The sequence below is a fragment of the Citrobacter werkmanii genome, assembly GCF_008693645.1.
In the GTDB taxonomy this organism is placed as follows: Bacteria; Pseudomonadota; Gammaproteobacteria; order Enterobacterales; family Enterobacteriaceae; genus Citrobacter; species Citrobacter werkmanii.
On sequence record NZ_CP044101.1, the window covers coordinates 1,011,075 to 1,025,570 of the forward strand.

Consider the following 14,496-nt stretch of genomic DNA (forward strand, 5'->3'; position numbering starts at 1 on the left):
ATTAATATGCAAATAAAGTGAGTGAATATTCTCTGGAGGGTGTTTTGATTAAGTCAGCGCTATTGGTTCTGGAAGACGGAACCCAGTTTCACGGTCGGGCCATAGGGGCAACAGGTTCGGCGGTTGGGGAAGTCGTTTTCAATACTTCAATGACCGGTTATCAAGAAATCCTCACTGATCCTTCCTATTCCCGCCAAATCGTCACTCTTACTTATCCTCATATCGGTAATGTCGGCACCAATGAAGCCGATGCAGAATCTTCTCAGGTACATGCGCAAGGCCTGGTCATCCGCGACCTGCCGCTGATTGCCAGCAACTACCGCAACACCGAAGACCTCTCTTCTTACCTCAAGCGCCATAATATTGTGGCGATTGCCGATATCGATACCCGTAAGCTGACGCGACTGCTGCGCGAGAAGGGTGCTCAGAACGGCTGCATCATTGCAGGCGATAATCTGGATGCTGCGCTGGCCTTAGAAAAAGCCAAAGTGTTCCCGGGCTTAAATGGGATGGACCTGGCAAAAGAAGTGACCACCGCTGAATCCTACAGCTGGACCCAGGGTAGCTGGACGCTTTCGGGTGACCTGCCGGAAGCGAAGTCTGCAGAAGAGCTGCCGTTCCACGTGGTGGCCTACGATTTTGGCGCCAAGCGCAACATTCTGCGTATGCTGGTGGATCGCGGCTGCCGCCTGACGGTGGTACCGGCGAAAACCTCTGCGGAAGACGTTCTGAAGATGAATCCGGACGGTATCTTCCTGTCTAACGGCCCAGGTGACCCGGCCCCGTGCGACTACGCCATCGAAGCGATTGAGAAATTCCTCCAGACCGATATTCCGGTATTTGGCATCTGCCTCGGCCATCAACTGTTGGCGCTGGCGAGCGGTGCGAAGACCATCAAGATGAAGTTTGGTCACCACGGTGGTAACCACCCGGTGAAAGACATGGATAAGAATGTGGTGATGATTACCGCGCAGAACCACGGCTTTGCGGTGGATGAAGACTCGCTGCCAGCCAACCTGCGCGTGACCCACAAATCCCTGTTCGACGGTACCCTGCAAGGGATTCACCGTACCGATAAACCGGCGTTCAGCTTCCAGGGCCACCCGGAGGCGAGCCCAGGCCCGCATGATGCGGCGCCGCTGTTCGACCACTTTATCGAGCTTATTGAGCAATACCGTCAGTCCGCGAAATAATCAGGAGTAATAAAAGCCATGCCAAAACGTACAGACATAAAAAGTATCCTGATTCTGGGCGCGGGCCCGATTGTTATCGGTCAGGCGTGTGAGTTTGACTACTCCGGCGCCCAGGCGTGTAAAGCGCTGCGCGAAGAGGGTTACCGCGTTATTCTGGTGAACTCTAACCCGGCAACCATTATGACCGACCCGGAAATGGCCGATGCGACCTACATCGAGCCGATCAATTGGGAAGTGGTACGCAAAATCATCGAAAAAGAGCGTCCGGATGCGGTTCTGCCAACCATGGGCGGCCAGACCGCGCTGAACTGCGCGCTGGAGCTGGAGCGTCAGGGCGTGCTGGAAGAGTTCGGTGTAACCATGATTGGTGCGACCGCTGATGCGATTGATAAAGCAGAAGACCGCCGTCGTTTCGACGTGGCGATGAAGAAAATCGGCCTCGACACCGCGCGTTCCGGTATCGCGCACACCATGGAAGAAGCGCTGGCGGTTGCCGCTGACGTGGGCTTCCCGTGCATCATCCGTCCATCTTTCACCATGGGCGGCACCGGCGGCGGTATCGCCTACAACCGTGAAGAGTTCGAAGAAATCTGCGAACGCGGCCTGGACCTCTCGCCAACCAACGAGCTGCTGATTGATGAATCGCTGATCGGCTGGAAAGAGTACGAGATGGAAGTGGTGCGTGATAAGAACGACAACTGCATCATCGTCTGCTCTATCGAAAACTTCGATGCGATGGGCATTCACACCGGTGACTCGATCACTGTTGCTCCGGCGCAGACCCTGACCGACAAAGAATACCAAATCATGCGTAACGCCTCGATGGCGGTACTGCGTGAAATCGGCGTAGAAACCGGCGGTTCCAACGTTCAGTTCTCGGTGAACCCGAAAGATGGTCGCCTGATCGTTATCGAAATGAACCCGCGCGTCTCCCGCTCCTCGGCGCTGGCGTCCAAAGCCACCGGCTTCCCGATTGCCAAAGTGGCGGCCAAGCTGGCGGTGGGTTACACCCTCGACGAGCTGATGAACGACATCACCGGTGGCCGTACTCCGGCCTCCTTCGAGCCGTCTATCGACTACGTTGTCACCAAGATTCCTCGCTTCAACTTCGAGAAATTCGCCGGTGCAAACGACCGTCTGACCACCCAGATGAAATCCGTCGGCGAAGTGATGGCGATTGGCCGTACGCAGCAGGAATCCCTGCAGAAAGCGCTGCGCGGCCTGGAAGTAGGCGCCACCGGTTTCGACCCTAAAGTGAGCCTCGACGACCCGGAAGCGCTGACCAAAATCCGCCGCGAGCTGAAAGACGCGGGCGCCGAGCGCATCTGGTATATCGCCGATGCCTTCCGCGCGGGCCTCTCCGTCGACGGCGTGTTCAACCTGACCAACATCGACCGCTGGTTCCTGGTACAGATTGAAGAGCTGGTGCGTCTGGAAGAAAAAGTGGCGGAAGTGGGCATCAACGGCCTCGACGCTGACTTCCTGCGTCACCTGAAGCGCAAAGGCTTCGCCGATGCGCGTCTGGCAAAACTGGCGGGCGTTCGCGAAGCGGAAATCCGCAAGCTGCGCGACCAGTACAACCTGCACCCGGTCTACAAGCGCGTGGATACCTGCGCGGCGGAATTCGCCACCGATACCGCCTACATGTACTCCACCTATGAAGAAGAGTGCGAATCTAACCCATCCGTCGACCGCGACAAAATCATGGTCCTCGGCGGCGGCCCGAACCGTATCGGCCAGGGTATCGAATTTGACTACTGCTGCGTCCATGCCTCGCTGGCGCTGCGCGAAGACGGTTACGAGACCATCATGGTCAACTGTAACCCGGAAACTGTCTCTACCGACTACGACACCTCCGACCGTCTGTATTTCGAGCCGGTAACGCTGGAGGACGTACTGGAAATCGTGCGCATCGAGAAGCCGAAAGGCGTCATCGTGCAGTACGGCGGCCAGACCCCGCTGAAACTGGCGCGTGAACTGGAAGCCGCAGGCGTACCGGTTATCGGTACCAGCCCGGACGCGATTGACCGCGCGGAAGACCGTGAACGCTTCCAGCACGCGGTTGACCGTCTGAAGCTGAAACAGCCAGCCAACGCCACCGTGACCGCCATTGAACAAGCGGTTGAGAAGGCGAAAGAAATTGGCTACCCGCTGGTGGTGCGCCCGTCCTACGTACTGGGCGGCCGCGCGATGGAAATCGTCTACGACGAAGCCGACCTGCGTCGCTACTTCCAGACCGCGGTTAGCGTCTCCAACGACGCGCCGGTGCTGCTGGACCGCTTCCTCGACGATGCCATCGAAGTGGACGTTGACGCCATCTGCGACGGCGAAATGGTGCTGATTGGCGGCATCATGGAGCACATCGAGCAGGCGGGCGTACACTCCGGCGACTCCGCCTGTTCTCTGCCAGCCTACACGCTGAGCAAGGAAATTCAGGATGTGATGCGCCAGCAGGTGCAGAAGCTGGCCTTCGAACTGCAGGTGCGCGGCCTGATGAACGTGCAGTTTGCGGTGAAAGACAACGAAGTCTACCTGATTGAAGTCAACCCGCGTGCGGCGCGTACCGTACCGTTCGTCTCCAAAGCCACCGGCGTACCGCTGGCGAAAGTGGCGGCGCGCGTGATGGCTGGCAAATCGCTGACCGAGCAGGGCGTGACCAAAGAAATTATCCCGCCGTACTACTCGGTGAAAGAAGTGGTGCTGCCGTTCAACAAATTCCCGGGCGTTGACCCGCTGTTAGGGCCAGAAATGCGCTCTACCGGGGAAGTGATGGGCGTGGGCCGTACCTTCGCGGAAGCGTTCGCCAAGGCACAGCTGGGCAGTAACTCCACGATGAAGAAACAGGGCCGTGCGCTGCTCTCGGTTCGCGAAGGCGACAAAGAGCGCGTCGTGGACCTGGCCGCTAAGCTGCTAAAACAGGGCTTCGAGCTGGATGCGACTCACGGTACCGCGATTGTGCTGGGTGAAGCCGGTATCAACCCGCGTCTGGTGAACAAGGTACATGAAGGTCGTCCGCACATTCAGGACCGTATCAAGAATGGCGAATATACCTACATTATCAACACCACCGCAGGTCGTCAGGCGATTGAAGACTCCAAGCTGATTCGCCGCAGCGCCTTGCAGTACAAAGTGCATTACGACACTACCCTGAATGGCGGTTTCGCAACGGCTATGGCGCTGAATGCGGATGCCACCGAGAAGGTGACCTCGGTGCAGGAAATGCACGCGCAGATCAATAAATAATAAACAGAAGGTCCGGTGATATTTGCGTTAATCGGATCTGCAATATAAATTTGAAACGGTTCCTGAGAAGGAGCCGTTTTTTTTACCCTATCAGGTCATCCCTGGAGATGTCCGTTTCCTTAACCACATTTTCAATGTAATAAGCACGATATTGCTCACACTAATCAACATTCAAGTCGCATACTATCTTTATATCCACAATTTTAATATGGCTTAGTTTTTATTAATTTGGACAGGCCGTAGCCAGATTTTTAATTTGTGAAATGGTGTGCTTATGTGTGAAAAATATGTTGAAAGACCGCTTTATTTGTTAATTGCTGACTGGATGATGGCAGAGGACCGATGGATCACTGCCAAGGAGATTTCCCGTCAATTTGATATTGAACACTGCAAAGCAATTAATACGCTCTCCTATATTCTGTCAGAAGTTGGGGAAATTGTTTGTGAAGTGAAGATGATCCCTAACCAGATTGCAGGACGAGGCTGTCAGTGCCAGCGTCTGGTGAAAGTCGTGAGTATTGATTCTCATCTCTATCGCCGATTGAATCATAATTTGCAGGAAAGAAAAGTGAGTGTGGCGAAAGCGCCACGACTGTCTGCCGTTCCCCCAACAGAGCTCAACCGTGAGCAGAAATGGCAGATGATGCTGTCAAAAAGTATGCGTCGCTAATGGTTAGTTTGCCTGATGGCAGCGTTGACGGGGATTGACGCGTAGGCCGGATAAGCGTCAGCGCATCCGGCATCAATTATTGGGCTGATTTTGGCTTCACGTCCGTCGTGCCTTTCAGGCGCGGCCGGTTTTTTTCGACCTGGGTTAACGGCTTCGTTTCAGATAGCCCCGTTCGGCAGCGGACCGCAAGATCCTGATATTCTTTGGTGTTGAGGCGTTTCCAGTGCAGCTCCTGGTCTGTGACCTGGCGTAGTACTCGCGCAGGTGAACCCACCAGCAGTTGCCTTGCCTCACCCTGAAATCCGGCTTTGACGAAACTCATGGCGGCGACAATGCTCTCTTCGCCAATCACTGCGCCGTCCATAATCACGCTGTTCATGCCGACCAGGGCGTCCCGGCCCACCACGCAGCCATGCAAAATAGCGCCGTGGCCGATATGGCCGTTCTCATGCACGACGGTATCGGTATCGCAGTAGCCATGCATAATGCAGCCATCCTGCAGATTAGATCCTGCCTTAAGGATCAGGCGCCCATAATCCCCACGCAATGACGCGAGTGGGCCAATATAAACACCGGCACCCACGATGACATCGCCAATCAGCACGGCGCTGGGATGGACAAACGCGTCCGGGTGTACCACCGGGATCAGTCCTTCAAAGGCGTAATAGCTCATGGTTGTACCTCGGTTTTTTTGCCGGACGACGGCGTAAACACCTTATCCGGCATAGTCACATTAACGACCTTTCCACACCGGATCGCGTTTTTCGGCAAATGCCTGCGGTCCTTCGAGCGCATCTTCCGAATGCAGTACCGACGGATAATGCTTCAGTACGCCGCTGCGGATGTAGCGGTAGCCTTCTTCTACCGGCATTTCGCTGGTCGTACGATAAATCTCTTTCAGCGCCGCGATCGCCAGCGGGGCGCTATTAACCAGTTGTTGCGCCAGTTCGCGCGCGCTATCCATCAGTTCGCTCTGGCTGACAACGCGGTTCACGATCCCCCAACGCAGCGCTTCTTCGGCGCTCATTCGTCTACCGGTCATCACCATTTCGTTGACGATAGCCGGTGGCAACAGCTTAGGCAGGCGCAAAACGCCGCCGCTGTCAGGCACGATGCCGAGCTTGGCTTCAGGTAGCGCGAAGCTGGCGTTTTCCGCGCAGACAATAAAGTCCGCCGCCAGCGCCAGCTCAAAACCGCCGCCAAACGCATAGCCGTTTACCGCGGCGATGACCGGCTTATCCAGATCAAATATTTCAGTTAAACCGGCAAAGCCGCCGGGACCAAAATCGGCATCCGGCGCTTCACCTTCCGCTGCCGCTTTTAAGTCCCAGCCAGCAGAAAAGAATTTCTCCCCGCCGCCAGTAATGATTGCTACGCGTAATTCCGGATCGTCACGGAAATTAAGAAAAGCCTGGCCCATTGCAAAGCTGGTTTTGGCGTCAATGGCATTGGCTTTAGGTCGGTCGAGGGTAATTTCCAGGATCGGGCCATTACGGGTCAGATGTAATGATTCACTCATGGTTCATCTCCAGATAAATAGTTTCCCGGCGGGAGGGATTCCTGCCGGAAGGTTTATTTCAGATTTTTTTTGATTATTTTTCCTGAACAGTTGCGCGGCAGGTCGGTTCTGATCTCCATAAAAGAGGGAACCTTGAATTTCGCCATATTGTTTTCGCAGAAGCTGAAAAACTCGGCTTCGCTTAATGTTTCACCTTCATTAAGGACAATAAACGCTTTAATGGCTTCATCACGGATCGCGTCTTTAATACCAACAACCACAATGTCCTGAATTTTCGGATGCGCAGAAATAATATTTTCCAGCTCGACGCAGGAGACATTTTCCCCGCCGCGTTTAATCATGTTGCAGCGTCTGTCGACAAAATAGAAATACCCATCCTCATCCTGGTAACCCGAATCACCGGTATGTAACCAGCCCTCTGGTTCCAGCGCCCTGGCGGTTGCTTCCGGCTGCATGTAATACTCTTTGAAGATGGTCTTGCCGGGGACGCCTTTAATACAGATTTCGCCAATTTCTCCGGCGGGGAGCGGGCGATTTTGATCGTCGCGAATTTCAGCTTCATAGCTAAATCCCACGCGACCAATGGAAGGCCAGCGTCGTTTGTCTCCGGGACGGTCGCCAATTATTCCGACAATGGTTTCAGTCATACCATAAGAGGTCAGCAGCCTGACGCCAAAGCGTTCGATAAAGGCGTCTTTTTCCTGCGCGGATAGATTGAGATAGAACATCACTTCGCGCAGATGATGCTGCCTGTCCGTTGGCGCGGCGGGCTGGACCATCAGCGTGCGGATCATCATCGGGATGCACTCGGTCACCGTCGCCTGATATTTACGTACCTGATCCCAGAATGCCCGGGCGCTGTACTTCTCCAGGAGCACAAAGGTGCTGCCGGCGGAAAAGGCCGGCATTGCGGCGGTACACTGACAGTCGATATGAAAAGCGGGCATCACCGTCATGTATACGTCATCATCGCGCAGGGCGATTTGCCAGGCAGAGTAATAGCCCGCAAAGCGCAGGTTATAATGGGTAATCACCACCCCTTTTGGACGCGAGGTGGTACCGGAGGTAAACAGAATTTCCGCCGTATCGTCAGTGGATAACGCAGGCGTATAGCACAGGGTGGTCGACTGACGAGCCTGCAGTTGGGTAAAGTGGCTCACGCCATCGTCAGCCGGAAGCTGCTCGCCAATCAGACAGATATGATTAAGCGGAGTGCTATTTTCCTGGCGTATTTCACGGTACATAGGATAAAACTGGGCGCTGGTAACCAGCAGGCTCACCTGGCTGTTTTGCAGGATCCAGGCACTTTCTTCGCCCAGTAAGCGAGCATTAATCGGCACCATAATGGCGCCGATTTTTGCCAGTCCAAACCAGCAAAAGATGAATTCCGGACAGTTATCCAGATGCAGTGCGACCCTATCGCCCTTGCGGATCCCTAAGGAATGAAAAAGGTTCGCCGTGCGATTAATCTCTTCATTGAGCGAGGCATAGCTAAATTGCCGAACGATTCCTTCACAGGATTCGAAAATTAACGCCGTTTTATTTCCGTACACCCCGGCCAGGTCGTCCCACATCTGACGTAAGTTTTGTCCGCCAACGATATCCATATTGCTTTATCCACTGAAATCAGGCGTGAGCGCTAACCCACGAGCGGGTTAGCGCGTCGCGTTTATTCCTCAACCCTGGCCAGGCCTTTGCCGACCAGCTCATTTATGTCTGCTTCGCTATAACCAATGTTTTTCAGAATGGCGGCGGTATCCATGCCGTGTGATGGCATGCCACGCCAGATTTTCCCCGGGTTGTTTTTAAATTTCGGCATGATGTTCGGCCCTTTGCAGGTGCGGCCGTCCATTGTTTGCCACTGAGTAATGGATTCGCGGGCAACGTACTGCGGATTGCCTTCCAGTTCCGGAATGGTTAGCACCTTCGCACAGGCGATATTCAGCTCAGCAAAGCGCGCCTGGACTTCGGCGATGGTATGCGCTGCCAGCCAGGCGTCCAGTTTCTCTTCGACGAGCGGGCCGTAAGGGCATTCCACGCGATGGATTAGCTGCGTGCCTTCCGGAACTTCCGGCGTACCGAGAATGTGGGCCAGGCCGATATCTTTAAAACACTCGTTGATTTGCGTGATGCCGACCAACTCCATGACGATGTAACCATCGGCGCATTTATACAGACCGCAACCGGCGTAGTAGGGATCTTTCCCTTTCGTCATACGTGGACAGATTTCGCCGCCGTTGAAGTAGTCCATCATGAAGTACTGACCCATGCGCAGCATCACTTCGTACATGGCGATATCGATGCTTTCACCTTTACCCGTTTCGCGCACTTTGTGCAGGGCCGCCAGCGCTGCTGTCGTTGCGGTCATCCCGGAGAAGTAATCCGCGGTATACGGGAAGGCTGGCATCGGTTGGTCAACGTCGCCGTTTTGGATCAGATAACCACTGAACGCCTGCGCGATGGTGTTATACGCCGGAAGATTGGTGTACTCCTCCGTACCAAACTGGCCAAAACCGGAAAGGTGGGCAATGACCAGTTTCGGGTTATGTTCCCACAGCACTTCATCAGTAATACCGCGGCGTGCAAAGGCCGGGCCTTTACTGGCTTCAATGAAAATATCGGTGGTTTCCATCAGTTTCAGAAACGCTTCCCGACCTTCATCTTTGAAAATATTGAGCGACAGGGCGTGCAGGTTGCGGCGTGAGAGCTGCGGGTAGTTAGGCTGTACGCGGATGGTATCGGCCCATGCGACGTTTTCAATCCAGATAACCTCGGCGCCCCATTCGGCGAACATCTGTCCGGCGAATGGACCGGCGATTTCGATCCCTGAAAAAACAACGCGTACTCCAGCAAGAGGGCCAAAGGTTGGCATTGGTAAATGATTCATAATTTTTCTCCTGGCATTTATGGGGGCCACGTAGGCCGGATGGCGACGCGAGCGTCTCATCAGGCCTACAGGTTGCGCCGTTCTATCGGTATTGCTTGAGTACCGCACGGCCTAACGTCAGGATCTGCATTTCATCAGAACCACCAGAAACGCGGTCAACACGCAGGTCACGCCAGAAACGCGTGATGCGGTGGTTGCCCGCGATACCAACACCTCCCAGTACCTGCATGGCGGTGTCTACCACTTCAAACGCGGCGTTGGCGCAGAAGTATTTGCACATTGCCGCGTCGCCGGAGGTAATAGTGCCGTTATCTGCTTTCCACGCGGCTTCCAGCAGCATGTTTTTCATGGAGTTCAGTTTGATCGCCATATGCGCAAACTTCTCCTGAATCAGTTGGAAGCGGCCAATAGTTTCACCAAACTGCACGCGCTGATTAGCGTAACGCGCGGCATCTTCAAAAGCGCACATTGCGGTGCCGTAGTTGGTCAGCGCGACGAGGAAGCGCTCATGGTCAAACTCTTCTTTCACGCGGTTGAAGCCGTTACCTTCCCGACCGAACATGTCTTTTTCGTCCAGTTCAACGTCGTCAAAGGTGATTTCACAGCAGCTGTCCATGCGCAGACCGAGTTTCTCCAGTTTGTTGACCTTGATACCCGCTTTGCTCATGTCGACAAACCATTCGGTGTAAACAGGCTTATCCGGCGATGCACCGTCTCTCGCCATGACCACGATGTACGGGGTATAGGCGCTACTGGTGATAAAGCACTTACTGCCATTAAGATAAACCTTACCATTTTTGCGTGTATAAGTGGTTTTCAGACTGCCGACATCCGATCCCGCTCCCGGTTCGGTGATAGCAGAGTTCCACATCTGCTTACCGGTACCCTGGAACGCCATTATTTTATCAATTTGCTCCTGAGTCCCTTCACGCAGGAAAGTGTTAAAACCTCCCGGCAATTGGTACAACACGTAAGTTGGTGCGCCAAGACGTCCCAGCTCCATCCAGACGGCGGCGACGGTAACAAAACCCGCTTCCAGACCGCCATGTTCTTCCGGGATCAGCAGGCTATCAATGCCCATATCCGCCAGCGCTTTTACAAAACGCTCAGGGTAGACGCTGTCACGATCGCACTCGGCAAAATAAGCTTCCCAGTTCTCACTGGCCATCAGTTCACGAATACCGGCGACAAACAGTTCCTGCTCGTCATTTAAGTTGAAATCCATCTTTCAGCCTCTTGATCAATTGGGTTAATAAGAATTACTTGTCTTTCCAGTGCACTTTGGCGTCTTTAATAAAGGACAGCGTCACCATAATGTTGACGAAGAACAGCGGGCATCCTCCGGCGATAATTGCGGTCTGAATCGGCTTCAACCCACCCAGCGCCAGCAGAACGATACCGATGATGCCGACCAGCACCGACCAGCCGATACGCACTAACAGAGGCGGTTCTTCACCATCGCGAACTTCGCGACAGGTGGACATCGCCAGGGTGTAAGAGCAGGCGTTAATCAGCGTTACGGTGGCGATAAAGCAGAGGATAAAGAAACCCCACATGGTGGCGGTGCTGAGCGGTAAGGCGGCCCAGGTTTCGATAATGGCGCGCGCCACGCCGTGTTGTTCAATCAACTGCGGAATGTTGAGGATGTTTTTATCCATCAGCAGCAGCGTGTTGCTGCCAAGGACAGTCCACAGGATCCAGGTAGACGCGGTCAGACCCAGTACCATCCCGAAGCACAGTTCGCGTACGGTGCGACCACGAGAAATACGGGCGAGGAAGATGCTCATCTGGATGGCGTAAATCACCCACCACGCCCAGTAGAAGACGGTCCAGCCCTGCGGGAATCCGCCTTTACCGATGGCATCGGTATAGAACAGCATGCGCGGCAGGTGCATCAACAGCATCCCGACGGAGTCGGTGAAGTAGTTCATGATGAAGCTGGCGCCGCTGACGATAAACACCCAGCCGAGCATCAGGAAGCTCAGATAGCTACGTACGTCACTGGCGATCTTGACCCCTTTTTGCAGGCCACAGGCCACGCAAATGGCGTTCAGAATGATCCAGCAGGTAATGATGATGGCGTCGAGTTGCAGCGTATGCGGAATACCGAACAGGTACTGCATACACTCGGTGACCAGCGGGGTAGCCAGACCGAGGCTGGTGCCCATTGCGAAGATCAGCGCCACCAGGTAGAAGTTATCAACGATGGTACCGAACAACCCTTTCGCATGTTTCTCACCGACGAGCGGTACCAGCGTGGAGCTGGGACGGATGACATCCATCTTACGTACAAAGAAGAAGTAGGCAAAGGCTACAGAAAGGAAGCTATAGGTTGCCCACGGCAGCGGCCCCCAGTGGAACAGGCTGTACGCCAGACCTATCTCTTTCGCGCCCGTGGAATTTGGTTCCAGGCCGAACGGCGGTGTGGAGATATAGTAGTAGATCTCAATAGAGCCCCAGAACAGCACCGCAGCGGATGTACAGGACGCGAACATCATAAAAATCCAGCTGGCGGTGCTAAACTCCGGTTTTTCGTCACCTAATCTCTTTTTGGCATAGGGGCCAAAAACCAGCCAGAACCAGCCGAATAGCATGATGACCATATACCATTCAAATGCCCATCCCCAGACGTTGGTGACATAACTGAATACCGCATTAATAACGACGTTAGCGGCATCAAGATCTCTTACTGTTAGCCAGCAAAGTATTCCGACAATTATTAATGGCGGAAAAAAAACCTTCGGTTCAATTCCCGATTTTCTCTTTTCATTTTTCATAAGTGAATTCCAGTGTGAAAACGAAATTTATTTAGCGTGCCCGTTTTTGAACGTTTGTTTATTTATTATTAATGGTTTGTTGATAACTTATTAACCTCTGGACACCTCAACGAGTAACTCATAATGGGTATTCATTTCGCGTGATTCTGTTACTTGTGTCACACTTTTTTGTGCTGGTTATTTTGTCTTGAAATGTCTGTTTTTTATTTATAAATCATATAGTTGGTATTGGTTTTTTAACTTTTTTAAGTGTCTGGCGTTCAATATTGTTGAACCAGCAAGCAATATTGAAAATTTTCATATTTGACGTGTTTCTTTCAATATTGGTGAGGCATGTAACACTATTGAAAGTTACGAATTTCAATGTGTGACATTTTCAATATTGGTGATTAAGGTTTTATTTCCGAATTAAAGAGCGTGATATCTGTATTTAACACCGCCGATATAAATACGTTTCCTTCATGATTTCTGGAGATGCAATGAAGATAATTACTTGCTACAAATGCGTACCTGATGAACAGGATATTGCGATTAATAATGCTGATGGTTCACTCGATTTCAGCAAAGCGGATGGCAAAATCAGCCAATATGATTTGAATGCAATTGAAGCTGCTTGCCAGTTAAAACAGCAGGTGGGAGACGCTCAGGTTGTCGCCATGAGCGTTGGCGGCAAAGCGCTGACTAATGCAAAAGGGCGCAAAGATGTTCTTTCTCGTGGCCCTGATGAACTGATTGTGGTGATTGACGATCAATTTGAGCAGGCGCTGCCGCAACACACCGCTACCGCGCTGGCCGCCGCGGCGCAAAAATCAGGTTTCGATCTGCTTATTTGCGGCGACGGTTCTTCCGATCTTTATGCTCAGCAGGTTGGTTTGCTGGTAGGCGAAGCGCTGAACGTTCCGGCGATTAACGGCGTGAGTAAGATCCTCTCTCTTACTGACAGTACGCTGACGGTAGAACGCGAACTGGAAGATGAAGTTGAAACGCTGAGCATCCCGCTCCCGGCGGTGATCGCGGTTTCCACCGACATCAACACTCCACAAATCCCTTCGATGAAAGCCATTCTTGGCGCGGCGAAAAAACCGGTTCAGGTCTGGTCGCCTGCGGATATCGGGCTGAACAGCGTACCCGCGTATTCCGTACAACAGGTTGCCGCACCGAAGCAGCGCGAGCGTCAGCGTGTGGTGATTGAAGGTGACGGTGAAGAACAAATCGCCGCGTTTGTCGAGAATCTGCGCAAAATCATTTAATTATCAGGGGATGTTATGAACAAATTTTCCAGTGTCTGGGTATTCAGCGATACCCCTTCTCGTCTGCCCGAACTGATGAGTGGCGCGCAGGCTGTAGGTGAAAAAGTTAACGCGTTCGTACTGAACGAAGCGGATAGCGCGACAGCATGTCATTTGGGCGCGGATCATGTCTGGCTGCTCAGCGGCAAACCAGAAGACCGCATGATCGAAGACTACGCTGATGTGATGGCTGAGACTGTTCGTCAGCATAGCGAGGGCGGCGCGGTACTGCTGCCGAATACGCGCCGGGGCAAACTGTTGGCGGCAAAGCTGGGCTTTCGCTTGTCGGCTGCGGTTTCCAACGACGCCAGCGAAGTCGCCCTGCAGGATGGAAAAGCGGCGGTTAAGCATATGGTCTACGGCGGTCTGGCGATAGGGGCAGAAACCATTGCTTCGCCGTTTGCCGTGATCACGCTCAGTAGCGGAACGTTTGACGCACAAGACCCGGACACTTCTCGCAGCGGTGAGATGCACACCGTGCAGTGGCAGGCTCCGGCCAATGCTGTGACCCGCACCGCAACCCAGGCACGTCAGAGCAACAGCGTCGATCTCGATAAAGCGCGTCTGGTGGTCAGTGTGGGACGCGGTATAGGCAGCAAAGAGAATATCTCGCTGGCCGAAGCGCTGTGCCAGACGATTGGCGCTGAGCTGGCCTGTTCTCGCCCGGTAGCGGAAAACGAGAAGTGGATGGAGCACGAGCGCTACGTCGGTATCTCCAACCTGATGCTCAAGCCTGAACTGTATCTGGCGGTGGGGATCTCCGGTCAGATCCAACACATGGTCGGCGCCAACGGCGCGCAGACGATTTTCGCCATCAATAAAGATAAAAATGCGCCGATCTTCCAGTATGCGGATTTTGGCATCGTTGGCGATGCGCTGAAGATCCTGCCTGCGCTGACGGCTGCCTTAGCGCGATAA

General features: G+C 53.5%; 11 protein-coding genes. 5 read left to right on the forward strand and 6 right to left on the reverse strand.

From position 1 onward, the window contains the following. Positions 1-44: 44 nt before the first annotated feature. The 3 genes from carA to caiF all read left to right on the forward strand — a co-directional run bounded on the left by carA (position 45) and on the right by caiF (position 5,106). Complete coding sequence (gene carA / locus FOB24_RS05535) at positions 45-1,193, forward strand: glutamine-hydrolyzing carbamoyl-phosphate synthase small subunit (RefSeq protein WP_150344647.1); 1,149 nt, start codon at positions 45-47, stop codon at positions 1,191-1,193. A gap of 18 nt (positions 1,194-1,211) precedes the next feature. Then, the gene (gene carB, locus FOB24_RS05540; protein WP_038637091.1) at positions 1,212-4,436 is read left to right on the forward strand and encodes a carbamoyl-phosphate synthase large subunit; all 3,225 of its coding nucleotides are present in this window, start codon (positions 1,212-1,214) and stop codon (positions 4,434-4,436) included. Positions 4,437-4,710: 274 nt separating this feature from the next. Beyond that, positions 4,711-5,106: a carnitine metabolism transcriptional regulator CaiF gene (gene caiF, locus FOB24_RS05545; RefSeq protein WP_038637093.1), complete on the forward strand. Its 396-nt coding sequence runs from the start codon at positions 4,711-4,713 to the stop codon at positions 5,104-5,106. Positions 5,107-5,182: 76 nt separating this feature from the next. On the opposite strand, the gene caiE is transcribed toward caiF, so the two are convergent. The 6 genes from caiE to caiT all read right to left on the reverse strand — a co-directional run bounded on the left by caiE (position 5,183) and on the right by caiT (position 12,289). Beyond that, positions 5,183-5,779 (reverse strand): carnitine operon protein CaiE, encoded by a 597-nt coding sequence (caiE, locus tag FOB24_RS05550; protein WP_069324082.1) that lies wholly within the window; start codon positions 5,777-5,779, stop codon positions 5,183-5,185. Between the two features lie 60 nt (positions 5,780-5,839). Then, on the reverse strand, positions 5,840-6,625 hold the full coding sequence (gene caiD / locus FOB24_RS05555) for a crotonobetainyl-CoA hydratase (protein ID WP_121528569.1): 786 nt from the start codon (positions 6,623-6,625) through the stop codon (positions 5,840-5,842). Positions 6,626-6,678: 53 nt separating this feature from the next. After that, positions 6,679-8,232 carry a crotonobetaine/carnitine-CoA ligase gene (gene caiC, locus FOB24_RS05560; RefSeq protein WP_038637099.1) on the reverse strand — a complete coding sequence of 518 codons (1,554 nt, stop codon included), beginning with the start codon at positions 8,230-8,232 and terminating at the stop codon, positions 6,679-6,681. A gap of 62 nt (positions 8,233-8,294) precedes the next feature. Further along, entirely contained in the window at positions 8,295-9,512 is a 1,218-nt protein-coding gene (caiB, locus tag FOB24_RS05565) for an L-carnitine CoA-transferase (RefSeq protein ID WP_038637101.1), read from the reverse strand. An 82-nt stretch (positions 9,513-9,594) separates the two neighbouring features. Then, a complete protein-coding gene (gene caiA / locus FOB24_RS05570; RefSeq protein WP_003018898.1) occupies positions 9,595-10,737 on the reverse strand; it encodes a crotonobetainyl-CoA dehydrogenase in 1,143 nt (380 codons plus the stop codon). A 34-nt stretch (positions 10,738-10,771) separates the two neighbouring features. Then, the gene (gene caiT / locus FOB24_RS05575) at positions 10,772-12,289 is read right to left on the reverse strand and encodes an L-carnitine/gamma-butyrobetaine antiporter (protein ID WP_038637104.1); all 1,518 of its coding nucleotides are present in this window, start codon (positions 12,287-12,289) and stop codon (positions 10,772-10,774) included. Between the two features lie 479 nt (positions 12,290-12,768). Between caiT and FOB24_RS05580 the strand changes: the two genes are divergently transcribed. Next, positions 12,769-13,539, forward strand: coding sequence for an electron transfer flavoprotein FixA (locus FOB24_RS05580; RefSeq protein WP_110498760.1), 771 nt, complete (start codon positions 12,769-12,771; stop codon positions 13,537-13,539). Between the two features lie 15 nt (positions 13,540-13,554). Next, on the forward strand, positions 13,555-14,496 hold the full coding sequence (locus tag FOB24_RS05585; RefSeq protein WP_085048329.1) for an electron transfer flavoprotein subunit alpha/FixB family protein: 942 nt from the start codon (positions 13,555-13,557) through the stop codon (positions 14,494-14,496).